Origin of the sequence: Thiomicrorhabdus sp. zzn3, assembly GCF_029767755.1 — a bacterium.
Classification (GTDB): domain Bacteria; phylum Pseudomonadota; class Gammaproteobacteria; order Thiomicrospirales; family Thiomicrospiraceae; genus Thiomicrorhabdus.
The window spans coordinates 648,690-671,949 of sequence record NZ_JARUQS010000001.1 but is presented as its reverse complement, the minus strand read 5'-3'; the positions used below and the strand labels follow the sequence as shown (position 1 = coordinate 671,949).

Below are 23,260 nucleotides of genomic sequence, written 5' to 3'. Positions count from 1 at the left end.
CCCATCTTCACACCATTATTCAACTAAATGGTTGATTAAAGTTTTTTGCTCTTCATCAATTCTTTTAGGGAGAAAAAAAGTCTCTTGGTTTGCTTTATTTAATAAATAACTTTATTATTCAACCATTCAGTTGAATTATATTTCTCTCAGGAGTAACACATGTCCCTTACTTCAAACGTCCAGCATGGTATCCATGTGAACCTACAACAAGTCATTCAGCAGTTAATACAAGTATTTCTTGTTGGCCTAACCATTGGAATGACCCGGACTGTTGTGCCGGGACTTGCGGAAAGTGAGTTTGGACTTGCAGCACAAGCTTTTATGAGTCTGGCTTTGTTTGTCGTGATCTTTGGGCTTGTTAAAGCCATTATGAATTTGCTGGCCGGTCATCTTAGTGACCGTTTTGGCCGTCGCCGTTTATTGATTGCGGGTTGGCTTCTAGCTATACCAGTCCCACTTCTAATTTTTTACGCACAATCGTGGGAATGGATATTGTGGGCGATGGTTTTTCTCGGGCTTAACCAAGGTTTGTGTTGGTCAATGTCTCTTAACAGCAAACTGGATTTGGCAAAAGCAAGCCAGAAAGGTTTGATCAACGGATTTAACGAATTCTCAGGTTACGCAGCAGTGGGTATTGCTGGATGGATTACGGCCTATTTAGCGGAACAATATGGCGCTCGCGAAGCATTACTCGGATTCGGATTAGTTGTCATCGGTCTTGGGTTATTTCTGGCATTGTGGAAAGTAATCGATACTCACCCATGGTCAAAATTGCATCAAGAAGTTCACCGAGAGGCCTTGGCAGCTAAAGGCGAAACTGTCAGTAATGAGTCGGTTTCACTGAAAAGTATGATGATTTATGCCACATTTAAACAAAGAGAACTTGTAGCACTCAATCAGGCAGGGCTTGTAGAGAAGTTCATTGATGCACTGGTATGGGTTTTTATGCCGGTATTCTTAATGAGTCAAGCTCAAACTCTAATTCAAGCCAGCGCAATTATAGCTGTTTATGGTGTGGTATGGGGTGCATCACAGTTGATTACCGGACCTCTATCAGACAAATGGGGACGCCGCGGGTTAATCGTAGGAGGCTTTTGGCTCTGCGGAATCAGCAGTATCTTATTTGTTTGGGTTGAAAGCGTTTGGGCATGGTCATTATTGGCGGCTGTAATGGGCTTTGGAATGGCCATGCTCTACCCAACACTGGGGGCAGCCGTGGCGGATGTGAGCGAGCCTAAATGGCGAGCCAGCATTTTGGGAATTTATCGTTTTTGGCGTGATTTTGGTTATGCGGCTGGTGCTTTACTCATGGGAGCCTTGGCCTACTATACCGAATCCGTTATTTGGCCTTTCTATTTCGTGGGCGTAATGATGTTATTGTCCGGCCTGTGGGTCAAACTTGCGTTAAAACCTAATGAGGCGTAACAGTTTATAAACTTAGGCTGATAAAGATTTTTGAATACTTATATGTATAATTTTTAACATAAAGCCCTTATCGTTGATAAGGCATGGTTTTTATCCCAATCAAAGGAGATAGGTTATGAAAAAGACATCGACATCTTTTCTTTCATTCTTGTTAGGTATGCAGCTACTGCTGTCTGCATTCTCAGCCCATGCGACAGAAATGAAAGAGATTAAGCAAACTTACAATGACCTAATGGTCAACGCGAACTTAATGATGGCGGACGGAAAAGGCTATGGCGATGAAATGGTATTGCTAACACATGGCACATTAACGCATAAAGACCGTTCCACCTATGCACAACTACAAAAAAATCTAGCTTCACAAGGTGTTAGCTCGCTTGCGATTAACCTTTCCTAGGTGTGAATGATCGACACGGCGAGTACGATTGTGCGGTGCCACACACTCATAAACATACTGATGCGCTTAAAGAGATTGATTTTTGGCTAAATTGGTTAAAGAAGCAAGGCACTAAACAAGTCACTCTCATGGGACATTCGCGTGGTGGTAATCAGACTGCGTGGTATGCGGCCGAGCATGACAGTGATGCAATTAAAGATGTGGTATTGATTGCACCGGCTACCGGTAAGCAGCAGTCTGCTAATGAGTATGAACATAAATACGGTAAGCCGCTTAGCCCAATTTTGAAAAAAGCTCAGGTAACTGCGGCATCATTTGTTGATTACTATGATCCAAAACCACAGTTTGACACACCTACAGTTTTGCAAAATATTAAAAAGCCGACATTGGTGATTATGGGAAGTGCAGATACTGTCGTGCCTGACCTTCCAGAAAAAATCACACCTCTTGTGGATTCGGGGAAGGTAAAGAGCTTGATGCTAGAAGATGCTGACCACCTTTTTCTTGATTTTGCGAATGAAGATATGGCGACAGCCGTTGTGGAATTTATTCAAGCTAACTGACTTTAACTTTTTCAATCCTCCCGCCCTTTCTTATCAAAGGTGGGAGGAAAGTGTTCTTACTTGTTTTCAGCAAATGGAGGCTATATGAAAGTACTCTTGATTTTCAATAAAGAGCCTTATGATGGTACTGATGTCACTTGGAATGGTCTGAGGTTAGCTAACCAATTACATGAAGATAATCATGAAGTCAGAATATTTATTATGAATGATGCGGTTGATTTAGTCCGAGACATAAATCTTGACAATCAAACCTATGATCAAGACCTGGTCTCCATTCTGAATAATCTTATTGAAAAAGGAGTTAAAATAAAAGCTTGTGGAACCTGTATGTCGCGTTGCGGCATATATAAAAACAAGCCATATATTCTCGGCGTTGACAAATCTACTATGAAAGACCTATCTAACTGGGTGACAAGTAGCGACAAGGTCATAAATTTATAATATTTTTCAGCCAACTAGCAGCAACCATTTGTATCTTTTGAAGTTGCACAACAAGTCTGTTTCCCCGTATCTAAGCTAGTTGCATTACAACAAGATGAGCTGGTTTGTCTCGCTCTATCTGCAGCAAGGCAATTGGTTTTCACACTATCCAGATAAAATACCAGTTGTGTACCTGTCTTTTTATAATCAATAATCTCAAATAGTGCAAACAATGACATTTCACCAACTTCTACTTGATATTCAATTATGACTACCGATTCACTTTCACCAGAGTTCAATACACTCTGACTCTGTTCTATAATTTTCAATACCCTTGAGCTAGTCAGTTTGTGATCTAAATCATCACCTAACCATAGTTGAAAATGAACAGCCTGTTCATGTCGCGTAACACCACCACAATCAATCAAATTACGGCTGATCACTCCAATATCAGTTATATGAAATTGTGTAGGAATCGCACGTCCATCAGGCAATATAAATTTGATTGAAAGGTCTGATGCTTCTCTCATTAATTCGTGAAATAAATGAAATTTCATATAACACCTCGTTCAAAAGATTATTTTTTTCCTCAAATATTATATTTTTATTTACCGGTGGGAGCTAATTTAGTTCAAAGTGGATCCAAATAAATAGCAATTTATGGGAAGGGTAAAACAGCAATTACTGGGGAAATTGTTACAGCAACACTATGTTATTTTGACCAGTAATACCCACACACCCCTATTTTTTAGGATTCACTACTGTAACAACCCTTCTATAAAAAGCGTCGGATTCATCTGGATAATTTTCTTCTAACCATGTCCTAATTCTGGTGGTTAATGCATGTCTTTGATTACCATAGCCGCCTTTAAAAACAGCCTGATGGGCTTTCACTGAAATATCTAACTCTCTGGAATAATATTTGTTTTCAATGTCTTGAAACTCTGGTTTGACTTGTTCAATTATTGGACTTTTTATTCCTAAAAGAAGTTCCAAACTTAGTTTGTTGGTATAAACTTCTGACAATGGCATTTTAAAATTCATTAGTACTTCAAGCCCCCCATTTTCTCGATCTTGATATGGTGTAAATCTAATCGCACTAAAATCTATGCCAAATAAAATATGGTCTTGAGTTATTTCTTCTATTTGCCCAACTCTTATAGAAACTCCAACTCTTAAGACTCTATCAAGATTAACCAAACTGATTCTTCCATTACCAAGATTGCCAATAGTACCCACCTGGTTTGTTAAGGGCTTTGTATTGAAAAACCCATAATCTAGAGGCAATCGTTTATGTATAAATTCCGACAACTCAAAGTCATGGACATTAATATCTAAATTTCTTTCATTCAGTAATTCTTCAAATTGTCTAAACTCATCAACAAACGAATCCAATTCCTTCTTAGAATCAAATTTGAAATCAACCAAATTAGCAAGGGCTTCAACAAGGTAAATTGAACGATAAAAAGACATGCCAGAGTAATCAAAATAAAGTTCCAAAAGACCTTCATTGACATACTGACATATCCTGGCAGACTGCGAGTCAAACACATCATCACCAAGTTTCGAAAACTCGTTCAGAATTATTGGAATGTTGGGTTTTTCAGGTAATGGTAATAACACTTCGTATCCCCCTCTAAATATATCCACATGAAAAAAGCATGGCATGGCTAGGGATGAATAAGCCGACTGTTCTAGACCGTGCCAATTTTGTCTTTTTGGGAGCCCGTCCCTATTGTCCCTTTGGTAAAAACCTAAAACGGGACGGCTAAAACCCTGTAACCACGGGGACCGTCCCTCTCGTCCCGTCCGTCCCTGTAAAAATTAAACGTACTAATGGCGGGACGAGTCTTTTTTGTAAATAGAAACCACATCACCACCGGATTTAATGGCATCCAAATGATCACTCCAAACCTGCATCATCTTGACCCTTTCCGGTAAATATTCAGCTTTGTTATAGGTTCCGCGTATTTTGTTTACCTGCTCATGAGCTAGCTGTTTTTCGATATGATCGGAATTAAACCCCATTTCATTTAAAAGGGTGCTGGCAGTATGTCGAAAACCGTGGGCTGTTTGCCGTCCCTTAAATCCGATCCGGTGCAGCCCAGCATTTAAACTCTGTTCATTGATCGGGCGGCTTTGGGTTCGCGGACTGGGAAAAACAAAATCCCCGGTGCTGAAATTACGCATTTGTTTAATCATTTCCAGGGATTGTTTAGATAGCGGTACCAGATGTGGACGCTTCATCTTCATTCTTTGTGCAGTGATAGTAATTAAACTGTGTTTTAAATCCACCTCATCCCAACGCAGGCCAGCTAGTTCATTGGGCCTTAAAAACAGATGTGGTGCGAGTTTAAGAGCAATTTGGGTGCTGTAGTCACCAACATAGGAATCAATGGCGTTTAAAAGCTGGTGGAGATCAGCCCTGCCCGTTAAATGCGGGTAATTGCCTTTTTCCTGTTTTTTGAAAATGTCGTTTGGGAGGTCGCGAGTTGGATCTCGATCACAAAGCCCCATTCCGACACCGTAACGAAAAATACGGCTGGCATATTGTTTAACCCTTTTCAGGGTTTCCAGAGTACCGGCTTCCTCTAATCGCTTGAGTGTTCTAATCAGGTCTTTCGGTTTAATGTCATCTGCGGATAAATTGCCAAGTGTTGGCAGCAGATGTTTTTCGATCCGTTCGTGAATGTCTTTTGAATGAGCATAACTCCAACTCTCACTATTATGTGAGTGCCACTGTTCAAACAGTTGCGTAAAGTTAAGCCGGCTCTCTTCTATAATCCTATCGACTTCAGCAGCTTTGTTCGCTTGCTTTTGTTCTTTCTTATGTTGATTGGGGTCTATGCCTTGAGCCAGAAGTGCTTTTGCCTGGTCTCTCAGGTCTCTGGCCTGCCTTAACCCTACTGCGGGATATTCTCCCAAAGCTAAGAGCGTTTGTTTTCCATTGAAGCGATATTTGAACCGCCAGTATTTACGGCCGGTAGTTCGTACCTCAATCTGCAGTCCTTCGCTGTCGGCCTTGCGGTAAATTTTCTCTTTAGGTTTGAGAGCTTTTAGCGCTGTATCGGTAAGCATTAGAACACCTCCTGGGGTTAACGCTTTACATGCATTGGGGTTAACTCAGAGCATTAACCCCAATCTTAACCCCATTTTTATAAGCAGTGGTAATACAAATAATACCCGATAATAGCGCAAAATACAGCTAAGTTATTGATTTTACGTTTCTAGAGGCATAAAAAAACCCGCGTAATGCGGGTTAATTTAAGAATATGGCGGTGGACTAGGGATTCGAACCCCAGGTAGGCTATTAACCTACAACGGTTTTCAAGACCGCCGCCTTCAACCACTCAGCCAGTCCACCTTTGTTTGATGGGGCGTATTATAGAGGGCTCAGAGTTTTTTGCAAGGCATTTAAGTCATATTTTTGTAAAATTTTGAGCGAATAATTCAAAAACCTTTAACCGTGCCCATTTTCCGCAAATCAGCTACTCATGAAATCTAAAACTGCTACCAACCCCCCTTCCATCAGCCTGTTTCAGAAGCACTGTTACGCGTTGTTAATGAAAATTCCGTGCGGTCAGGTGACGACCTATAAAGCACTGGCTGAGGCGTTGCACTGCCGATCTTACCAAGCGGTGGGTCAAGCGTTGTCAGCCAATCCTAATCTGATTGAAGTGCCGTGTCATCGAGTGGTGAAAAGCAATGGGGAATTAGGCGGCTATGCCTTAGGACAAGAAAGGAAAGAGGCCTTATTAAAACAGGAAGGCGTTGAGGTAACAGACGGACGTATCGTCAATTTAGATGAGATCTGTTTTGTGTTTACCGATAACTAAAAACAACAAGCTAAGAAAAACTCAACAGGCCTGTTGAGTTTGAACAGGCCTGTCCGTTTTAAGATAGAGTTACAGAGTTTCGATACCGCCCAGATAAGGACGCAATGCTTCCGGTACGGTAATCGTGCCATCCGCGTTCTGATAGTTTTCCAATACCGCGACCAAGGTACGCCCTACCGCCAAACCGGAACCGTTAAGCGTATGCACCAGTTGCGGTTTTTCTTGTCCAGAACGGAAACGGGCCATTAAGCGACGCGCCTGAAAGTCTTCAAAGTTTGAACAAGAAGAAATCTCGCGATACGCGTTCTGCCCCGGCAACCAAACTTCTAAATCATAGGTTTTGGCAGATGAGAAACCGATATCTCCGGTACACAAAGTCATGACTCGGTATGGCAGATTCAATTTCTGTAAAATCAGTTCAGCCTGTGCCGTCAACTCTTCCAGGGCTTCATACGATTTTTCCGGATGAACCAACTGAACCATCTCAACTTTTTCAAACTGGTGCTGACGGATCAATCCTTTGGTATCGCGCCCGTAAGAACCGGCTTCGGAACGGAAACAAGGCGTGTGTCCGGCCAGCTTGATCGGTAACTGCTCTTCATCGATGATTTCATCGCGGAACAGGTTGGTAATCGGCACTTCAGCGGTTGGAATCAGATAAAGATCCCGGTCGTTGGTGTCGTGTTCTTCGTGTTTGCCAAGCTTGTACAGGTCTTGCTCGAATTTTGGCAACTGTCCCGTGCCGCGCAAGCTGTGCTGATTGACGATGTAGGGCACATACACTTCTTCGTAACCGTTTTCGGCATGGGTATCGAGCATAAATTGAGTTAACGCACGCTGTAGCTTGGCAACCGGTCCTTTCAGTACCGAGAAACGTGAAGAGGCGATTTTCACCGCAGCGTCATTGTCATACCAACCGCGTGCCTCCATCAGATCGACGTGGTCTTTAATTTCAAAATCAAACTGGATCGGCTCGCCCCACTTGCGCACTTCGACGTTATCGTCTTCATTGCTGCCCACTGGGGTTGATTCATGCGGAAGATTTGGAATCCCAGCATAAATTTCTTCCAACTGTGCTTGAACCTCTTCCGACGCCGTTTTAGCCGCTTCCAACTGGTCACCCAAATTGGCAACCTCGGCCAACAACGGCGCGATATCCTCACCCTGTGCCTTGGCCTTACCGATCTCCTTGGAACGGCTGTTGCGCTCGGCCTGAAGATCTTGCGCTTTGACTTGCCACTCTTTACGCTGTGCTTCCAACGCTTCGATCTGCGCGGTATCCAGTTCAAAACCTCGGGTCTTCAGTTTGGCCGCGACGGTGTCCAGTTCGGTTCTCAGTAACTTTGCGTCTAACATTCTGGTTCTCGTATTGATTAATTCGAATTCTTGTTGCCACAAATGGGCGTTTTAAATGTGGCTTATTCTACAATAAATGCCCTATCTAAACAGGTGATTTCATGACATTGGCGGGCAATAAAAGTAAAGCCAACGGCTTTCATGCAACATACGCCATCTCGGCATTTTTTAGAACTGACGAGCGATCAACATTCCCAACAGCACGGCCAACAGGCACACCACGACACTTACACCGATATTCATCACCGCTTTGCTTAATTCACCAATCTGAATATATTGCAGAGTCTCGTAGGAGAAGGTGGAAAAGGTGGTAAAGGCGCCAAGAAATCCCACCATAATAAAGGCACGCCATTCATTGGAAGCGCCTAATTTATCGACCAGCAGTACCGCAACCAAGCCCATTATAAAGGAACCGAGCACATTGACCGACAGGGTTCCCCACGCGAACTCGCGCCCGAACCATTGGTAGACCTGATGCGACATGGCAAAGCGTGAAACCGCGCCCAAGGCCCCACCCGCGGCTACAGCTAACCAACTTAACCCCGTCATACTCCACTCCCGTTACGATTCATCCAGTTTTCCCCAATTTGCATCCCGGCGTTTGTGAATGGCCTGCTCGTTCAACTGACGCAGATGCGCCATCTTTGCAGCCACTTTAATTTCCAAACCGCGCTCCACCGGCTGGTAATAACGGCGTTCTTCCATTTCGTCCGGGAAATAACATTCACCGGCGGCAAAGGCTTCCGGTTCGTCGTGCGCGTAACGATACCCTTTGCCGTAATCCAGTTCCGCCATCAACTTCGTCGGCGCATTGCGCAGATGCAGTGGCACTTCGTAGGAGCCATGTTCTTTGACGTCTGCTAACGCCGCCTTATACGCCATGTAGACCGCATTCGATTTTGGCGCCACCGCCAGATAGGTGGCCGCGTGCGCCAGCGCCAAATCGCCTTCAGGAGAACCCAGTCGCTCGTAAGCTTCGGCGGCATTAATTGTGAGCTGCAACGCACGATTATCCGCATTGCCGATCTCTTCACTGGCCATGCGAATCAGGCGGCGTGCCAGATAACGCGGATCCACCCCGCCATCGAGCATGCGCACAAGCCAATAGAGTGCCGCATTCGGATCAGAACCGCGTACCGATTTATGCAGTGCCGAAATCTGGTCGTAAAACGCTTCCCCGCCTTTGTCGAAACGGCGCACGCCGCCTTGGACCACTTCACGGCAATGTGCCACAGACAAACTGAGCAGGCCTGTTGACTCCCCCCCTTCCTGCTCTAGCGGTTCGGCAAAATCCACCGCCTGTTCAAGCAGGTTCAACATTCGCCTGGCGTCGCCATCGGCCGCCTGAATTAATAGCTGTTGTGCGCCTTCTTCAATTTGCAAACGCTGTCCGGTGGAGGCCTGCAAATCGTCCGACAGCAACTGTTGCGCTCTGAGCAGCACCTCCTGCAACTCGGACTCATCCAGACTTCTAAGTACATAGACACGCGCCCGAGACAGCAAGGCGTTATTGAGTTCAAAGGACGGATTCTCGGTGGTGGCACCGATAAAGATAAAAGTACCGTCCTCGACAAACGGTAAAAACGCGTCCTGCTGCGCTTTATTAAAACGGTGCACTTCATCGACAAACAATAGCGTGCCCTGCTTGAATTGCTCGCGATGCAATTTGGCCTGCTCCACTGCGGCACGCACCTCTTTGACTCCGTCCAGCACCGCCGACAAGCTGATAAACTGCAAATCCGAATGCTGGGCGATCAGCCGTGCCAAGGTGGTTTTACCGGTCCCCGGCGGGCCCCAAAACACCATGGAATGCAGTTTGCCGCTGGCGAACATACGCGACAAGGCACGGTTAGGGCCCAGCAGATGCGTTTGCCCGACATAGTCATCCAGCGACTGCGGACGCAAGCGGTCCGATAACGGTTGATAGAGCGACATTTACTGCGGCTGACCTATCAAATCGAAATGTCCGGGAAGGCGGTAAACAAACGCATCCGGATTCAATGGCTGGTTGGACTGAATGTTTTCGAATCGCACCTTGGTGACGTTGTCCGAACTTTGATACATCCACACTTCCCGCATCTGCCCGTCTTTCAGGCCGATTTCAATACTCTGAAAATAGGTCGCTTCCTTAGGCTGCAGGTTGAACCAGTGCATGCTTTCTTTGCTGCCGGATTCGATAATGGTAAAACGCTCTTCAATCGGCTCGTCATACAGCAACCAGCTCAGCGGAATTTCCGAGCGGACCTCGTCTATCGGGCGCACCGTGACCTGTTCCAGATCATCGTCCTGAACCCATAGATTCACACCGTCGACGACGATTTTCTGCGATTCCGGTTTTTCATAATGCCACACCAATTTACCCGGGCGCTGCAACTGAAAGTAGCCGCTCGACTGGTTGAGCTGGAAACGCTCTTCATCCGGTTGAATTTGCTCAAACGTGGCGGAGAACGTTTTAAGCTGGTTGACATAGGTTTGCAGTTCCGACTGGGCCAGCGCGGCTGTCCCCCACAGCACCAGGCCGGAGGTCAGCACACTCAAACCAAAATTTTTCCAAGATCGTGTTTGTCTGTTTTGCATTCTCTGTTCCCGCTACGGGCCTGAATCGATACACAATCCCACCAGGCCTGTTCAGTTTTAGTTCATTCGTTTACAGGTTTTAAAGCTAATCTTGCGGCTTTGGCACCAATACTTCACGGTTACCGTTCGCCTGCATTGGAGACACCAAGCCGGCCGCCTCCATCGCTTCAACAATGCGCGCAGCGCGGTTGTAGCCGATTTTAAAACGGCGCTGAATCGAAGAGATAGAGACGCGTCCACCCTGAATGACAAATTCGGCCGCCTCGTCATACAGCGCATCCTGCTCGGCATCGCCCATATCACCGCCATTACCTCCACTTTCCGCCGCTGGCGACTGAGTAATGCTTTCCAAATATTGAGGTTCGCCTTGCGACTTGATGAACTCGGCCACTCGATGCACCTCTTCATCCGTCATAAAGGCCCCATGCACTCGTCGCGGCGACCCGGAACCGGGCGGTAGGAACAGCATATCCCCCATTCCTAGAAGCTGTTCCGCACCGCCTTGATCGAGAATGGTACGCGAATCGATTTTGGTGTTGACCATAAACGAGATGCGCGTCGGAATATTGGCTTTGATCAGACCGGTAATGACATTCACCGAGGGACGCTGGGTTGCCAGAATCAAGTGAATCCCGGCCGCACGTGCTTTTTGTGCAATACGCGCAATCAGCTGTTCGACCTCTTTACCGACCACCATAATCATGTCGGCAAACTCGTCCACCACCACCACAATATACGGCAATGGTTCCAAGGTCGGCGGTTGTTCGCCCAACTCGTGGCCAAAGTTGGCCGCTTGCTGATAGAGCGGATCGATTAAAGGCTCGCCTTTATCAATCGCTTCTTGCACCTTGAGGTTAAATCCGGCGATATTACGCACGCCCAATTTGGCCATCAGCTGATAGCGGCGATCCATTTCAAAGACACACCACCGCAACGCATTGGCGGCATCGCTCATATCCGTCACCACGGGAGTCAACAGATGCGGAATGTCTTCGTAGATCGACAGTTCCAACATTTTAGGGTCCACCATGATCAGGCGCACTTCATCCGGACGGCTCTTATACAGCAGACTCAAAATCATACTGTTGACGCCAACCGATTTCCCGGCACCCGTGGTCCCCGCCACCAATAAGTGCGGCATCTTCGCGATATCGGCCACCACCGGCTTACCGGCAATGTCTTTACCGAGCGCCACGGTCAATGGCGATTTGGAACGCTGAAACTCGTCCGATGCCAGAACTTCACGGAAGCTGACCAGTTCACGCTGCTCATTAGGAATTTCGATTCCGACAAACGCTTTACCCGGAATCACGTCTACCACGCGTACCGACTTAACGGACAGCACGCGCGCCAAGTCTTTCGCCAAATTATTGATCTGACTGACCTTTACTCCAGGCGCCGGCAAGATTTCAAAACGCGTGACCACTGGGCCCGGCTGGACCGATTCCACCTTAACGGTGACCCCAAATTCCAATAAACGCTGCTCTAACTGATTGGAAAGCGACTTGAGTTCCTCCTCGGAGAAGCCTTCTTCATAGTCCGGCGGAGGATTCAGCAAATCTAAACCGGGTAAATCGCCGGACTGCACAATCGGTACGGTGGAAGTCGGTTTCTGCTTGCTCTCCACCTTGACATGGGAAAGACTGCCGACTTTAGGCTCGTTTGACTTAGGGACCTCAATGGCTGGTTTTGCCGCTGTAGCAGGTTCCGGCTCAGGCTCTACTTGAGCCTGTTCGACGCTCTGCAGCTGTGGCTCCACCGTGCTCTCAAAGGCGCCTTCAGTCGTTTCCACGCCCAAGGCAGAGGAACCTCTTTTTTCATTTTTGCGCTTAATCGCCGCCACCCATTTCTGCCACGGCTTTTCATCCGTAGGTTGGGCGTGAACATCCTGTCGCCTGGAAATGGACAGGCCTGTTGCGTTTTCCGCAGCGGAGGCCTTATTAGAAGAAAGGCCTTTCATTTTTTCTGACGCCTGAACTTTGTTCTCCCAGAGATCACGGCTCCATTCAGCCAATTGCCAGGCCAACTGCCCAGTTACCTCAATAATGGTTAACCACGAATAACTGGTGAGCAAGCTGAATGCAATGGCAAACAGCACCAATAAAAACAGCGTTGCGCCAAGCAAATCAATGGAATCGACCAAAGCTTGGCTCAATTCATAGCCGAGCACGCCGCCGGCCGAATAGGGTAGCTGAATCAAACCGCCATTCGGATCCATATAAAGATTGGACAGCCCGGAACCGGCGGTAATTAACAGCAATAAACCGATAAGGCTCAAACCAAAGCGCAGGTAATCCATATCGCTGCCGGAACGAATTTTTAAGGTCACCCAACCGGCCAATAAAATACCAAATGGAATCAGAAAACCGAAAATTCCAAAGACATACAGGATCATCGATGAAATCCAAGCGCCGGTCTTGCCGCCATAGTTTTGGATTTGATGCGTATTGCCGGCGGTATCAAATCCCGGATCGGCCGGTTCATAGCTGAATAACACAATAAACAAGAAGAAAGCCAGGCCGATGCAACTTAATACCAGGGTGTCTTTAATGAGCCAATGAAGACGGTTAGGCTCGACATGTTCATCGATTTTTTCAACGGCAGAAGAAGACGTTTTAACAGGCTTAAAAGTCATAAAAGAATCTGTTTCTCTATTTGATGGCTGGGATCAATCATTTCAAACTTCGCAATAAGCTCAAATACTACAACAGCAAATAATAGCCAGATTGACCTTTTTCATGCTAAGGTCTGCGCTAAGGTCTGGTTTATCCCCTAAAAACTGCTAAAATTTTAGCACATCCGTAACAGACAAACTCAGCTGTTTCGCTGCTTAGCATAATCAAGGCCGCGCTTTTTTAGGGTTGTTAAGCACTGGGTTTAAACGAAAAGAATTTAACACAAAAAAGAGATAAAAAAGGAGTCCTGCATGGCTGCAAAACATTGCAAACTACTGATTTTAGGTTCTGGTCCGGCCGGTTACACGTCTGCGGTTTATGCTGCACGAGCAAACCTTGAACCCGTTATGGTCACTGGAATGCAGCAAGGCGGCCAGCTGACGACGACCACAGAAGTAGACAACTGGCCCGGAGATCCGGAAGGCTTGACGGGACCAGACTTAATGGTACGTATGCAAAAGCATGCGGAACGCTTTGGTACGGAAATCATTTTTGATCATATCCACACCGCTGAACTCACTCAAAAACCTTTCCGCTTGATCGGTGATGCAGGTGAATACACCTGCGATGCCTTAATCATTGCAACGGGAGCGTCTGCTAAGTATTTAGGACTGGAATCCGAAGAAGCCTTTAAAGGGAAAGGAGTTTCAGCCTGTGCAACCTGTGATGGTTTCTTCTACCGCAACCAAAAAGTCGCGGTGATTGGTGGCGGTAATACCGCCGTCGAAGAAGCGCTTTACCTTTCGAATATTGCGGCTGAAGTCACGATTGTTCACCGTCGCGACCACTTCACCTCTGAAAAAATCCTGGCTAAACACCTAATGGAAAAAGCTGAAAACGGCAACATCAAGATTGAATTCAACAGTCAGTTGGAAGAAGTTCTGGGCGATAACATGGGGGTCACAGGGCTTCGCTTGAAAAACAATCAAACCGGTGAAAGCAAAGAAATCGACGTGGCCGGTGTATTCATTGCCATTGGTCATACGCCTAACACCAGCATCTTTGAAGGCCAATTGGAAATGGAAAACGGTTACCTCAAAGTGCAAAGCGGCCTACAGGGGAATGCAACCCAAACCTCCATTCCTGGCGTTTTTGCAGCCGGTGACGTCATGGATCAACACTACAAGCAAGCCATCACGTCAGCAGGTGCAGGCTGCATGGCGGCTCTGGATGCTGAAAAATATCTGGACAACTTGGGAAGCTAATCTCGCAAAATTAAAAAACCACCTTCCAAGGTGGTTTTTTTATACACAGTTCAACCTTAATTAAAAACGGAAATCTCTTATGAAAAAAACTCTCTTGGTTGCCACGTTGCTCGGCCTGACTCATCATGCCCTGGCAGCAGATTCACAACTGAAAACCAATGAACAGAAAGCCAGCTACACTTTGGGCGTCGACTTGGCAAAGAACTTTACCAAACAAGGCTTGAATATTGATGTAGAGGCATTCACTTCAGGGATGCAAGATGCACTGAACCAGAAACCGCTTCGTTTGACCCAAGAAGAGATGCAAACAGCGGTCAATGAAGTCAAACAAGCGATGATGCAGAAGCAACTGGAGGCTCGCAAAAAACAGGCTGAAGCCAATGCGAAAGCCGGGGCTGACTTTTTAGCTGAAAATAAGAAAAAACCTGGCGTTAAAACCACCGACAGCGGCCTTCAATACAAAGTCATTGAAACCGGTAATGGTCCTTCTCCTCAAGACGGTGACGTCATCACCGCACATTACAAAGGAAGCCTGATTGATGGCACCGTCTTCGACAGCTCTTACGAACGCGGAACACCGATCGAATTCCCGGTCAGCAACGTAATTAAAGGCTGGCAGGAAGCCTTAAAGATGATGAAAGCAGGATCAAAATGGGAAGTCTATATCCCTGCGGAGCTCGCGTATGGAGAAAAAGGTGCTGGTGATCGTATTGGCCCGAACTCAACATTAATCTTTACGATTGAATTGATTAAATTCGACAAATCGGAATAAGCATTTATAAAAAGAAAAACCCAGTTAAATCAATTAACTGGGCTTACCTATACGGTCAATATGAAGTTGCTCTTCAAGAGGAGTGTTGGTTAAAACAACGGAGCCATACTAATATAATCATTTGCCTATATCAAACTTTTCTTATATTTTTATTTTTGCTCAAAAATAAATAATTTTTATAAAACTCCATCAACTAATCGAATAAGCGCCCTTCTTAAGAAGTCATGCTCAAGGCATTTACATCAACCAGCTGATAAACTTCATACGCCGGCTCTTCATATGGATGCGCTTGAATTAAGGCGCGAATGACTTCGGCAATCCGCGTTGCATCACATACCATTTCCACTTTATATTCAGTAACGGTTTCAATCTGATGTTGATGACCAATAAATGGCTGGCTCCCCTCAAGAGGACGAAATTGTCCCTCGCCTTTCACCTGCCAGCTGCAAGCGTCATAGTTGCCGATCTTACCGGCCCCCGCATCAAACAGTGCTTGCTTTACCACCTCCAAATGGGTTTCAGGAATGAACACATTTAACTTAAACACCTAACCTCTCCCTCTCCGACCAAAATTTTACCCTACGAGGATAAATTCAATACAATAAGCGAATTGCCTAAAAAGGCACGCTCACCTTTCAATGAAAAATAAAAAGGATTGATATGAGACCGATACTCATCACCTATGCTGTTATTCTACTGCTTGGCATTACTTCCATGCTGACTCAGATTCATTATTTTGCCAATATTGCCGGCTTTATTTCAGCAATCGGATTTCTGTTTATCTTTTTTAAAGACAGACCCGAAGAAGAGAATGAGTGGCAGAAAAAACAACGTCGCTACTGGTATATCGTTTTCGCAACCGGACTGTTTTTCAGCTTAATTTTCGGCAGTCTTTGGAACGACCAAATGGGGGGAATGGCGCCGTCCTAAAAACAGCGCTCTATTCAAGCATTAAAAAAGCCCTTTAAGTGGATCACCTAGAGGGCTTTTTGTTTTAGTAAGGACTGGATTACAAATCGATTTTAAAATAGATCGACATCCCCCTCTTCCATGCTATCCGCTTGTACACGCTTCATACGGAACTCTTCCATATGTTGGCGCTGCTGAGCGACCACCATTTTTAACTGATCGATACGTTCCTGGTGCTCACTTTCGGAAGAGACCGGAATAGTCCGACTCTCGTCAAGAAATGCATTAATCTTATCTGAAAACTCATTCAGGTTTTCCAGATGATGAATGACTTGATCCACCAACTGACGGACAATATCCTCAAACTGCAAAGAACGCATGGCGTTGGAAACACTGACTTCGATTTCGGAGATAATCCCGGAGACATCTCCAAGGTTTTCTGAAATGCCGTTATTCATCTCTTCCAAGTCATGGAGCATGCCGTCCACTTTTGTTTGTGAAGAGACGGCGTGCTCCATGTCTTTATTGGCGGTTTCACTGACAATACTTCTTACCTGATCCACCGTGCCTCGCGCTTTTTCAGCTTGTTTGCGAATCTGCTCATTCAATTGGTTCGAATTCAATGACAGTTTACGAACTTCATCCGCGACCACGGCAAACCCTCGACCGGCTTCTCCGGCACGCGCCGCTTCAATCGCCGCATTCAGAGCAAGCAAATTGGTTTGATCGGCAATGCCTTTTACATCTTCTAACAGGGTAAAGATCGCTTCGATCTGTCCAACCATATCATCGATTTTATCGACAGTCTGAGTGCTACGCTGACTGGCTGCCGTTAACAGGTCAATCAGATATTGCAAGACCACTTTGATTTCAGATGAGAAGCGCTGCACACTCATGTGCTTGGAACTTGCGTCACCGCCCAAGTTTTCAAGCAGTGAAAGTACCAGTTTATACTCGGCATTCGTCTGGTCGTGCAAATCTGAAAAACTGTTATTCAAAGTTTCAATCGCTTCGGCAATCAATTCTTTAACCTGAACCAGTTCCTCTTTAATGACTTCCGATTCATGATCAATAGCCTGGTCAAAATCTTCAGCAACACTTTTCAACGACTCATCAACTTTAGTGATAGGAATCAGGGCATGACTGGCTGCAGCTTGCGGCATAGGCGAAACAGGGGATTCTTGATCGCTTGGCTCAGGCATGGCAACTCTTGCCACCTGAAGTGTCCAGACCAATGAAATGATCAACATACTCAGAAGTTCAATATAGGGAATCTCGATAAAACTAAGAATCCCCCCTAGAATGGTGAATAGCCACGCAATCCAATACGTCTTTATTACTTGAAGCATGAGGCACTGTCCTTACCTAATAATGCACTAAATATCAACGAGTTAACTGAGGAACCACAAGCGATCCAGCAGTCATTCAACTGGGGGATTATAAGCCATTTAAAAAACTTGGTTAATGATAAGTTTTTTTGACCGAGTAAAAGGCCGTTACAAAAAAGCCTGCCCCGCCCTAAGGCAGAAGCAGGCTATGTGCCAGTTTGATCTAACTCCGTTTACTTTGCAGCATAGTCCAAAATTCTCTGAGCGATACTCTCCAATGGCAAAATGGAATCCGCGGCGCCTAACTTAACCGCCTCTCCAGGCATCCCCCACACCACACTCGTCTTCTCATCTTGGGCAATGGTAGGCGCGTCTACCCCTTGCAATTCCTTCAACCCTCGCGCACCGTCATCTCCCATCCCCGTCAGCAAAACGCCAATCGCATTCGGACCGACATTCTGCACAACAGAACGGAACATCACATCTACCGAAGGTTTATGCCTATTAACCGGCGGGCCGTCATTTAAGCGGCAGACATATCTTGCACCATCGCGCTCAACCAATAAATGACGATCTCCTGGGGCAATATAGACATGCCCCGGCAATATCTGTTGTCCATCTTCTGCTTGCAGCACTGTCATTGCGGATAATGAATCCATACGTTGTGCAAACGGCTGGCTGAATGCCGCTGGAATATGCTGAGTAATCACGATACCTGGCGCACTGGCAGGCAATTTCATCAACACTTCCTTGATCGCTTCTGTCCCTCCGGTGGAAGCGCCCAATGCCACAATTTTATCCGTGGTCTTAAAATGACGCCGGTTAAAACTCTTTTTCTCAATAACGGCGTCTACGCTTAACTTTTCCGTCACTGAGATGGACTGCGCGGCTTTAGGCTTTTGCGCATTTTGTATATACCGCGCATATTTGCGTTCAAGCATTATTTTACTAACCCGCGCCGCCGTTTTAACCTTGCGACAAATCTCTGCCTGATATTGCTCGAAGGTATTGACCAAATCAATTTTAGGCTTGGTCACAAAGTCCACGGCCCCCAGTTCCAGCGCTTCAAAAGTGATGTCCGCACCACGTTCGGTCAAGGTCGATACCATGACCACTGGAAGTGGATGCAATCGCATCAGATTTTTTAAGAAGGTCACCCCGTCCATCCTCGGCATTTCAATATCCAAGGTCAGCACATCAGGGTGGAGCTCTTTAATTTTTTCTCTCGCCATATAAGGATCCGAAGCGGTACCGACGACCTCTAATTCCGGATCTGACGACAACATCTCTTGCAACATTTTGCGAACTAAAGCGGAATCGTCGACGATCAAGACTTTAATTTTTTTCATAAAATGCTCAACTCTTTATAACTTGCCTTGTTCATCCTCTTTAACGCACCTTGCGGTAAATTGTCTGTCCAATCAATTCAAAACGATCACACACTTTGTACAAAGATTCAGAATGACCAATAAACAGGTGTCCATGCTCAGGCAAGAGGTCTGCGTAACGATCAAATAACCTTGCCTGAGTCGGCTTATCAAAATAGATCACAACATTACGACAAAAAATCACATCGATCGGATCGTTTATGGGCCAATCGTGCATCAAATTAATTTGACCAAACTCAATACAGGTTTGTAACTCAGACTTGACTTTGACCAGGCCTGCTTGCTTTCCACTTCCCTTCAAAAACCAACGCTTTTTACGCGTTTCATCAACCCCTTTTAAACGTTCAATAGGATAGATACCCGTTCTTGCCGTATCAACCACATTCGTATCTAGGTCCGTTGCAATGACCTTAGCGTCCCAGCCTTGCGGTACAGATTCTTTGAGAACAATCGCTAATGAGTACGGTTCTTCCCCTGTGGAACACCCGGCGGACCAAATACGAATCTTTTTGCTTGCCTTGTTCGTTTCGAGAAGCAGAGGGATGACCGTGTTGGCTAAATAGTCAAAATGGTGGTTTTCTCTAAAGAAAAACGTCAAATTTGTCGTGACCGCATTAATCAAATTAACAAACTCGGTTTCACCTTGCTCCTGTACATAATTCAGGTACTCTTTGAAGCTCTGCAGCTCCAGAAAACGAATGCGTTTTGCCAAGCGATTGTAAACCAAGTTTTTTTTGGAATCGTTTAGATCAATTCCTGCAAAGTCATAGACTATTTTCTTAATCCGGGAAAAATCCTGGTCTGTAAAAGTAAACTCTCGTTCGTTCATTAATGTCGTCTACCTATTTGTCAAGCGCTCAGCGTTGCTATTCTTCTTTTGCCAATGGCACAATGAAAGAAGGAATGTTATGTTAGTTTGTAAGAAAGAAACTTGGCTACCGTCATCCTTCTCCGATCGAGCTGGCCTATTTAGGCGAAAAACCGCAATGAATAATATACCGCAATTGAACTTCGACAGCCTACAAATAAAAGCCAATCCAACCCTTGGAGAGCTGAAACTCCAAGTCGGTCAGACAGTGACTTTGCAGATTCATGCCTTTAAAGGCAATCTGGCACAAATTACCCTAGGCACTCAAACCCTAGTAGCGGAACATAAATTATCACCGGCTTTGACCGGCACGTTTAAGGCACTGGTGAAACAACTTGAACCCACATTAGTACTGACTTTACGCCCCCCCACTCAAACAAACCAAAGCCCAATACCCAATCAGCAGCCCATCTTGCAAACAGCCTATAAACTTAACATTGCACAACAAATTCCAATTCATCAGGCGGTACAAACGTTAAACCAATTACCGAATCTATCCGCCTCCATCCAATCCCTGCTTAACCAACTGGTGGAACAGCTATTAAAACCGTCCACAAGTCTAAGCGGCAGAGAGCTTAAACACGCTCTGCTTAACAGCGGCTTGTTTTTTGAACATCGTGTAAACTCATCCCAACAAACGGCAACAAACAACTCGCTGACCAAGGATATGAAAGCGATCCTATTTAAACTGCAACAAATGGCACTCGCCGAAATAGCCGAAAAAGGCGAGTCCTCCCCTGCGAAAAAGGCTTTGCAAGCTATTTCACAAGCGCTCAACCGAATCACCATTCAGCAGCTGCAGCAATACGAAAACCCGCAGATGCTTAACCTAGAACTCCCCCTGCCCCCAGAAAGTCGGTTAGACGCGGTACAACTTAAGTTCTATAAAAACAGATCTTCCTCTGAAGAGGTCTGGGAAGTACTGATGAACCTGCACTTAAACCATCAAGAACTCGCGTTTAAACTCAGCCTTCAATCGAATATGAGTGATCTAACATGCGTCATTTGGTATGAAACAGAGGAAATTGAAAGCCAGATTGCTCCTTTTATTCCAAGCCTAACACAGCGCCTCCAAGAACTCGGACTGCGCGTCAATACCGTTCAGACAACCAAACTCAAACCTTCCCCATCGACAACATCCACTCAGGTCGCCCTCATTGACATTAGCGTCTGAATCACCACCTCCCTTATCTTCCTTTAAAATAGGGGGATACCTATTCAGAAAATGAAAATTCCCCTTCTTTAAGACTAGACCTTTAAGCTCGAATCATGTACTTTACCCCTTATAGTTTAATGAACTCGAGCGAGTAAATAATGGACACCAATCTTGAGAACATTCAAGAACAGATCAACCAAAAGAATGACCACGATGACCAAGTACTAAGCTTTATTTTAGGCCGCGAAGAGTATGGCGTTGATATTCTTACGGTTCAAGAAATTAAAGGCTGGGAAAAAACCACGGCTATTCCGAACACGCCGGAATATGTGATGGGCGTCATCAACCTACGTGGAGCGGTTGTTCCTATTATCGATCTACGTGTTCGTTTTGGACTGGATAACATTACCTATAATGAATCCACCGTTGTCATCATTCTGCGCGCGGAGGATGAATCGGGCAGTCAAAAAATCATCGGCCTAGTGGTAGATGGCGTGTCCGACGTCTATTCTATCAACGCGACTGAAATCCAAGGTTCTCCAGACATGAACGGTACCATTCATACCGATTACGTCAATGGCCTCGCCACAGTAGGAGACAAAATGTTGGTCGTTCTTAATGTAAATCAACTGATCAACGAAGGCATCTTGGCCTCCATTAAGAAAAGCTTAAATGCAGAATAATCTTGGTCACTGAAGATCAATCCTTTTTAAATTTTTTAGTATTTCATTTTTAGTTATTTAAAAGTGTGAGAGAGTAACAATGTCAAAAATTCTAGCTGTAGACGACTCTAAGTCGATGCGTCAAATGGTAAGTATGTCTCTAAAATCAGCGGGACATGATGTCACGGAAGCGGAAGACGGTGCAGAAGCATTGAACATCGCCAAACAGGCTCAATTTGATTTAATCGTCACAGATATCAACATGCCGAACATGAATGGTATAGAGTTGATTACAGCGCTGCGTGCTTTGCCGAATTATAAATTCACACCGATTTTATGTTTGACAACTGAATCGTCTGGCGACATGAAAACGAAAGGGAAAGAAGCGGGTGCGACCGGCTGGATTGTTAAACCATTCAGCCCGGAAAAACTGCTTTCGGTCATCAACCGAGTCCTTTAACCCGTTTCTAACAGGCCTGGTCACATTGCTATTGGCTAGGCTGAAACTCGATCTTCTCAAAGGTAATCCTCATGGCAGATATCATCAACCTTCCTGAAAATCTTACCATTCATACCATCAACGACTCCTATGCCGAACTTAACCAAAAAATTCAGGAGACGGGAGAAGAGATCGTCTTCGACGCCGGTGCAGTGGAAACCATTGATACTAGTGGATTGCAGTCATTGCTCATGCTGATTCGCACAGCAGAAAGCAACCAGCGCTCTATCAGCTGGCAAAACACCAATGAGCTGTTTATGACGTCGGCCAACAATATTGGGCTGAGTGAAGCGCTAAAATTAGCTTAATTACTTTCAACCTGCATGAAACATGCCTCGTCTTGATGAAAAGGTTGCCGTTTCCCTCCAATACGAAGGGGAAGGCGCGCCGATTGTGACTGCGAAAGGCTCCGGCCACATCGCTGAACAAATCCTTGCTCTGGCAGAAGAGTATCAAATCCCTATTAAGCAAGACCCCCAGCTAACCGAACTGTTAAGCCAAGTTGAATTGAACCAGGAAATTCCTGAAGTGCTGTATGAAGCGGTCGCCCAGGTACTTGCTTTTGCATTCCAAATAAGCGAAAAGTGGCCTGTTGAAAAGCCAGATTAATTCCCCTCTATTCTGAGACTTTGAGTCTCTATGGACTGCAAATCAGTATATGAAAAAGCCCCGTTAAACGGGGCTTTTTCATCACCAGTAAGAACTGTTTTCAACGACTACTCAAAGTTCATAAGCATATTGTCCACGTCGATCAAAATGATCACATTATCCTGATAGTGCGCAATTCCCTGAATGTAGCGGGATGCATTCTCTTTTGTCGATGACAGCGGTTCAAATTTACTTTCTGGAATGTCTTTTACCTCCATCACGAAATCCACCATCATGCCCACGGTCTGTTCATCATCCAACTCAACAATAATAATGCGCGATAGATCCGTTACCGGCTTGCTCGGCATTCCATAAATGGTGCGTGTATCAACCACCGTGACAATCACACCACGGACATTAATAACTCCCAACACATGTGGCGGCGTCCCGGCTACCTTACGAATCGTTCCTACACGCAGCACTTCACGAATTTTTTTAACATAAATGCCGTAAATTTCATCTTGCAAGGTAAAGAGCACACAACGCGCACTCGGCCCGATATAGGTTGAATCCTCTTCCAACCCGGTTGCTAAGCCGCTATTTTCAGGTAAGGCTGTTTGTAATTCCATCGTTTAT

At 45.5% G+C, this 23,260-nt stretch carries 26 protein-coding genes and 1 tRNA gene; 13 read left to right on the top strand and 14 right to left on the bottom strand.

The genetic code is table 11. From position 1 onward, the window contains the following. Positions 1-159: 159 nt before the first annotated feature. The 4 genes from QCB44_RS03070 (at position 160) to QCB44_RS03055 (ending at position 2,826) form a co-directional block, all read left to right on the top strand. On the top strand, positions 160-1,425 hold the full coding sequence (locus QCB44_RS03070; protein WP_279407861.1) for an MFS transporter: 1,266 nt from the start codon (positions 160-162) through the stop codon (positions 1,423-1,425). Between the two features lie 115 nt (positions 1,426-1,540). Next, the gene (locus tag QCB44_RS03065; RefSeq protein ID WP_279407860.1) at positions 1,541-1,822 is read left to right on the top strand and encodes a hypothetical protein; all 282 of its coding nucleotides are present in this window, start codon (positions 1,541-1,543) and stop codon (positions 1,820-1,822) included. A gap of 35 nt (positions 1,823-1,857) precedes the next feature. After that, complete coding sequence (locus QCB44_RS03060) at positions 1,858-2,385, top strand: alpha/beta hydrolase (RefSeq protein WP_279407859.1); 528 nt, start codon at positions 1,858-1,860, stop codon at positions 2,383-2,385. Between the two features lie 84 nt (positions 2,386-2,469). After that, on the top strand, positions 2,470-2,826 hold the full coding sequence (locus QCB44_RS03055; RefSeq protein ID WP_279407858.1) for a DsrE family protein: 357 nt from the start codon (positions 2,470-2,472) through the stop codon (positions 2,824-2,826). 14 nt (positions 2,827-2,840) lie between these two features. Here QCB44_RS03055 and QCB44_RS03050 read toward each other — a convergent pair whose 3' ends face one another. The 4 genes from QCB44_RS03050 to QCB44_RS03035 form a co-directional block, all read right to left on the bottom strand. After that, the gene (locus tag QCB44_RS03050) at positions 2,841-3,362 is read right to left on the bottom strand and encodes a DUF6428 family protein (RefSeq protein WP_279407857.1); all 522 of its coding nucleotides are present in this window, start codon (positions 3,360-3,362) and stop codon (positions 2,841-2,843) included. 184 nt (positions 3,363-3,546) lie between these two features. Beyond that, the gene (locus QCB44_RS03045) at positions 3,547-4,428 is read right to left on the bottom strand and encodes a hypothetical protein (RefSeq protein WP_279407856.1); all 882 of its coding nucleotides are present in this window, start codon (positions 4,426-4,428) and stop codon (positions 3,547-3,549) included. A gap of 210 nt (positions 4,429-4,638) precedes the next feature. After that, positions 4,639-5,883, bottom strand: a complete 1,245-nt coding sequence (locus tag QCB44_RS03040) for an integrase arm-type DNA-binding domain-containing protein (protein ID WP_279407855.1) — start codon at positions 5,881-5,883, stop codon at positions 4,639-4,641. Between the two features lie 195 nt (positions 5,884-6,078). Then, positions 6,079-6,169: transfer RNA gene (locus QCB44_RS03035), tRNA-Ser, on the bottom strand. A 130-nt stretch (positions 6,170-6,299) separates the two neighbouring features. Here QCB44_RS03035 and QCB44_RS03030 point away from each other — a divergent pair. Next, complete coding sequence (locus QCB44_RS03030; RefSeq protein ID WP_279407854.1) at positions 6,300-6,641, top strand: MGMT family protein; 342 nt, start codon at positions 6,300-6,302, stop codon at positions 6,639-6,641. Positions 6,642-6,710: 69 nt separating this feature from the next. Here the strand turns inward: QCB44_RS03030 and serS are convergent, their stop codons facing one another. From serS to QCB44_RS03005, 5 genes are all read right to left on the bottom strand, one after another. Further along, positions 6,711-7,997: a serine--tRNA ligase gene (serS, locus tag QCB44_RS03025; RefSeq protein ID WP_279407853.1), complete on the bottom strand. Its 1,287-nt coding sequence runs from the start codon at positions 7,995-7,997 to the stop codon at positions 6,711-6,713. A gap of 168 nt (positions 7,998-8,165) precedes the next feature. After that, positions 8,166-8,546, bottom strand: coding sequence for a fluoride efflux transporter CrcB (gene crcB, locus QCB44_RS03020; RefSeq protein ID WP_279407852.1), 381 nt, complete (start codon positions 8,544-8,546; stop codon positions 8,166-8,168). A 12-nt stretch (positions 8,547-8,558) separates the two neighbouring features. Then, the gene (locus tag QCB44_RS03015; RefSeq protein WP_279407851.1) at positions 8,559-9,932 is read right to left on the bottom strand and encodes a replication-associated recombination protein A; all 1,374 of its coding nucleotides are present in this window, start codon (positions 9,930-9,932) and stop codon (positions 8,559-8,561) included. Continuing rightward, a complete protein-coding gene (locus tag QCB44_RS03010; protein ID WP_279407850.1) occupies positions 9,933-10,574 on the bottom strand; it encodes an outer-membrane lipoprotein carrier protein LolA in 642 nt (213 codons plus the stop codon). It abuts the gene before it with no gap. An 85-nt stretch (positions 10,575-10,659) separates the two neighbouring features. Beyond that, positions 10,660-13,209, bottom strand: coding sequence for a DNA translocase FtsK (locus tag QCB44_RS03005; RefSeq protein ID WP_279407849.1), 2,550 nt, complete (start codon positions 13,207-13,209; stop codon positions 10,660-10,662). 291 nt (positions 13,210-13,500) lie between these two features. On the opposite strand from QCB44_RS03005, the gene trxB reads away from it, so the two are divergent. Together trxB and QCB44_RS02995 are read left to right on the top strand one after the other, a co-directional pair. Further along, positions 13,501-14,454 carry a thioredoxin-disulfide reductase gene (gene trxB, locus QCB44_RS03000; protein ID WP_279407848.1) on the top strand — a complete coding sequence of 318 codons (954 nt, stop codon included), beginning with the start codon at positions 13,501-13,503 and terminating at the stop codon, positions 14,452-14,454. 79 nt (positions 14,455-14,533) lie between these two features. Then, the gene (locus QCB44_RS02995) at positions 14,534-15,226 is read left to right on the top strand and encodes an FKBP-type peptidyl-prolyl cis-trans isomerase (RefSeq protein WP_279407847.1); all 693 of its coding nucleotides are present in this window, start codon (positions 14,534-14,536) and stop codon (positions 15,224-15,226) included. A gap of 214 nt (positions 15,227-15,440) precedes the next feature. On the opposite strand, the gene QCB44_RS02990 is transcribed toward QCB44_RS02995, so the two are convergent. Next, positions 15,441-15,773 carry a YqfO family protein gene (locus tag QCB44_RS02990; RefSeq protein WP_279407846.1) on the bottom strand — a complete coding sequence of 111 codons (333 nt, stop codon included), beginning with the start codon at positions 15,771-15,773 and terminating at the stop codon, positions 15,441-15,443. 113 nt (positions 15,774-15,886) lie between these two features. Here QCB44_RS02990 and QCB44_RS02985 point away from each other — a divergent pair, with 113 nt between their 5' ends. Then, positions 15,887-16,156: a hypothetical protein gene (locus QCB44_RS02985; RefSeq protein WP_279407845.1), complete on the top strand. Its 270-nt coding sequence runs from the start codon at positions 15,887-15,889 to the stop codon at positions 16,154-16,156. Between the two features lie 92 nt (positions 16,157-16,248). On the opposite strand, the gene QCB44_RS02980 is transcribed toward QCB44_RS02985, so the two are convergent. The 3 genes from QCB44_RS02980 to QCB44_RS02970 all read right to left on the bottom strand — a co-directional run bounded on the left by QCB44_RS02980 (position 16,249) and on the right by QCB44_RS02970 (position 19,680). Next, on the bottom strand, positions 16,249-17,484 hold the full coding sequence (locus QCB44_RS02980; RefSeq protein WP_279407844.1) for a methyl-accepting chemotaxis protein: 1,236 nt from the start codon (positions 17,482-17,484) through the stop codon (positions 16,249-16,251). 212 nt (positions 17,485-17,696) lie between these two features. Further along, positions 17,697-18,812 (bottom strand): chemotaxis response regulator protein-glutamate methylesterase, encoded by a 1,116-nt coding sequence (locus QCB44_RS02975; protein ID WP_279407843.1) that lies wholly within the window; start codon positions 18,810-18,812, stop codon positions 17,697-17,699. A 40-nt stretch (positions 18,813-18,852) separates the two neighbouring features. After that, complete coding sequence (locus tag QCB44_RS02970) at positions 18,853-19,680, bottom strand: protein-glutamate O-methyltransferase CheR (RefSeq protein WP_279407842.1); 828 nt, start codon at positions 19,678-19,680, stop codon at positions 18,853-18,855. 157 nt (positions 19,681-19,837) lie between these two features. On the opposite strand from QCB44_RS02970, the gene QCB44_RS02965 reads away from it, so the two are divergent. The 5 genes from QCB44_RS02965 (at position 19,838) to QCB44_RS02945 (ending at position 22,645) form a co-directional block, all read left to right on the top strand. Further along, positions 19,838-20,893 carry a hypothetical protein gene (locus QCB44_RS02965; protein WP_279407841.1) on the top strand — a complete coding sequence of 352 codons (1,056 nt, stop codon included), beginning with the start codon at positions 19,838-19,840 and terminating at the stop codon, positions 20,891-20,893. A gap of 140 nt (positions 20,894-21,033) precedes the next feature. Next, entirely contained in the window at positions 21,034-21,558 is a 525-nt protein-coding gene (locus QCB44_RS02960) for a chemotaxis protein CheW (RefSeq protein ID WP_279407840.1), read from the top strand. A 79-nt stretch (positions 21,559-21,637) separates the two neighbouring features. Further along, the gene (locus QCB44_RS02955; RefSeq protein ID WP_279407839.1) at positions 21,638-21,997 is read left to right on the top strand and encodes a response regulator; all 360 of its coding nucleotides are present in this window, start codon (positions 21,638-21,640) and stop codon (positions 21,995-21,997) included. A 71-nt stretch (positions 21,998-22,068) separates the two neighbouring features. Beyond that, positions 22,069-22,344 (top strand): STAS domain-containing protein, encoded by a 276-nt coding sequence (locus QCB44_RS02950; protein ID WP_279407838.1) that lies wholly within the window; start codon positions 22,069-22,071, stop codon positions 22,342-22,344. 22 nt (positions 22,345-22,366) lie between these two features. Then, positions 22,367-22,645 carry an EscU/YscU/HrcU family type III secretion system export apparatus switch protein gene (locus QCB44_RS02945; RefSeq protein WP_279407837.1) on the top strand — a complete coding sequence of 93 codons (279 nt, stop codon included), beginning with the start codon at positions 22,367-22,369 and terminating at the stop codon, positions 22,643-22,645. A 107-nt stretch (positions 22,646-22,752) separates the two neighbouring features. Here the strand turns inward: QCB44_RS02945 and QCB44_RS02940 are convergent, their stop codons facing one another. Continuing rightward, positions 22,753-23,253: a chemotaxis protein CheW gene (locus QCB44_RS02940; RefSeq protein WP_279407836.1), complete on the bottom strand. Its 501-nt coding sequence runs from the start codon at positions 23,251-23,253 to the stop codon at positions 22,753-22,755. Positions 23,254-23,260 lie beyond the last annotated feature (7 nt).

Coding starts and splice junctions, on each gene's coding strand:
- QCB44_RS03070 (WP_279407861.1), top strand. CDS start 160: ATGTCCCTTACTTCAAACGTCCAGCATGGTATCCATGTGAACCTACAA.
- QCB44_RS03065 (WP_279407860.1), top strand. CDS start 1,541: ATGAAAAAGACATCGACATCTTTTCTTTCATTCTTGTTAGGTATGCAG.
- QCB44_RS03055 (WP_279407858.1), top strand. CDS start 2,470: ATGAAAGTACTCTTGATTTTCAATAAAGAGCCTTATGATGGTACTGAT.
- QCB44_RS03050 (WP_279407857.1), bottom strand. CDS start 3,362: ATGAAATTTCATTTATTTCACGAATTAATGAGAGAAGCATCAGACCTT.
- QCB44_RS03040 (WP_279407855.1), bottom strand. CDS start 5,883: ATGCTTACCGATACAGCGCTAAAAGCTCTCAAACCTAAAGAGAAAATT.
- QCB44_RS03030 (WP_279407854.1), top strand. CDS start 6,300: ATGAAATCTAAAACTGCTACCAACCCCCCTTCCATCAGCCTGTTTCAG.
- serS (WP_279407853.1), bottom strand. CDS start 7,997: ATGTTAGACGCAAAGTTACTGAGAACCGAACTGGACACCGTCGCGGCC.
- crcB (WP_279407852.1), bottom strand. CDS start 8,546: ATGACGGGGTTAAGTTGGTTAGCTGTAGCCGCGGGTGGGGCCTTGGGC.
- QCB44_RS03015 (WP_279407851.1), bottom strand. CDS start 9,932: ATGTCGCTCTATCAACCGTTATCGGACCGCTTGCGTCCGCAGTCGCTG.
- QCB44_RS03010 (WP_279407850.1), bottom strand. CDS start 10,574: ATGCAAAACAGACAAACACGATCTTGGAAAAATTTTGGTTTGAGTGTG.
- QCB44_RS03005 (WP_279407849.1), bottom strand. CDS start 13,209: ATGACTTTTAAGCCTGTTAAAACGTCTTCTTCTGCCGTTGAAAAAATC.
- trxB (WP_279407848.1), top strand. CDS start 13,501: ATGGCTGCAAAACATTGCAAACTACTGATTTTAGGTTCTGGTCCGGCC.
- QCB44_RS02995 (WP_279407847.1), top strand. CDS start 14,534: ATGAAAAAAACTCTCTTGGTTGCCACGTTGCTCGGCCTGACTCATCAT.
- QCB44_RS02985 (WP_279407845.1), top strand. CDS start 15,887: ATGAGACCGATACTCATCACCTATGCTGTTATTCTACTGCTTGGCATT.
- QCB44_RS02980 (WP_279407844.1), bottom strand. CDS start 17,484: ATGCTTCAAGTAATAAAGACGTATTGGATTGCGTGGCTATTCACCATT.
- QCB44_RS02975 (WP_279407843.1), bottom strand. CDS start 18,812: ATGAAAAAAATTAAAGTCTTGATCGTCGACGATTCCGCTTTAGTTCGC.
- QCB44_RS02970 (WP_279407842.1), bottom strand. CDS start 19,680: ATGAACGAACGAGAGTTTACTTTTACAGACCAGGATTTTTCCCGGATT.
- QCB44_RS02965 (WP_279407841.1), top strand. CDS start 19,838: ATGAATAATATACCGCAATTGAACTTCGACAGCCTACAAATAAAAGCC.
- QCB44_RS02960 (WP_279407840.1), top strand. CDS start 21,034: ATGGACACCAATCTTGAGAACATTCAAGAACAGATCAACCAAAAGAAT.
- QCB44_RS02955 (WP_279407839.1), top strand. CDS start 21,638: ATGTCAAAAATTCTAGCTGTAGACGACTCTAAGTCGATGCGTCAAATG.
- QCB44_RS02950 (WP_279407838.1), top strand. CDS start 22,069: ATGGCAGATATCATCAACCTTCCTGAAAATCTTACCATTCATACCATC.
- QCB44_RS02945 (WP_279407837.1), top strand. CDS start 22,367: ATGCCTCGTCTTGATGAAAAGGTTGCCGTTTCCCTCCAATACGAAGGG.
- QCB44_RS02940 (WP_279407836.1), bottom strand. CDS start 23,253: ATGGAATTACAAACAGCCTTACCTGAAAATAGCGGCTTAGCAACCGGG.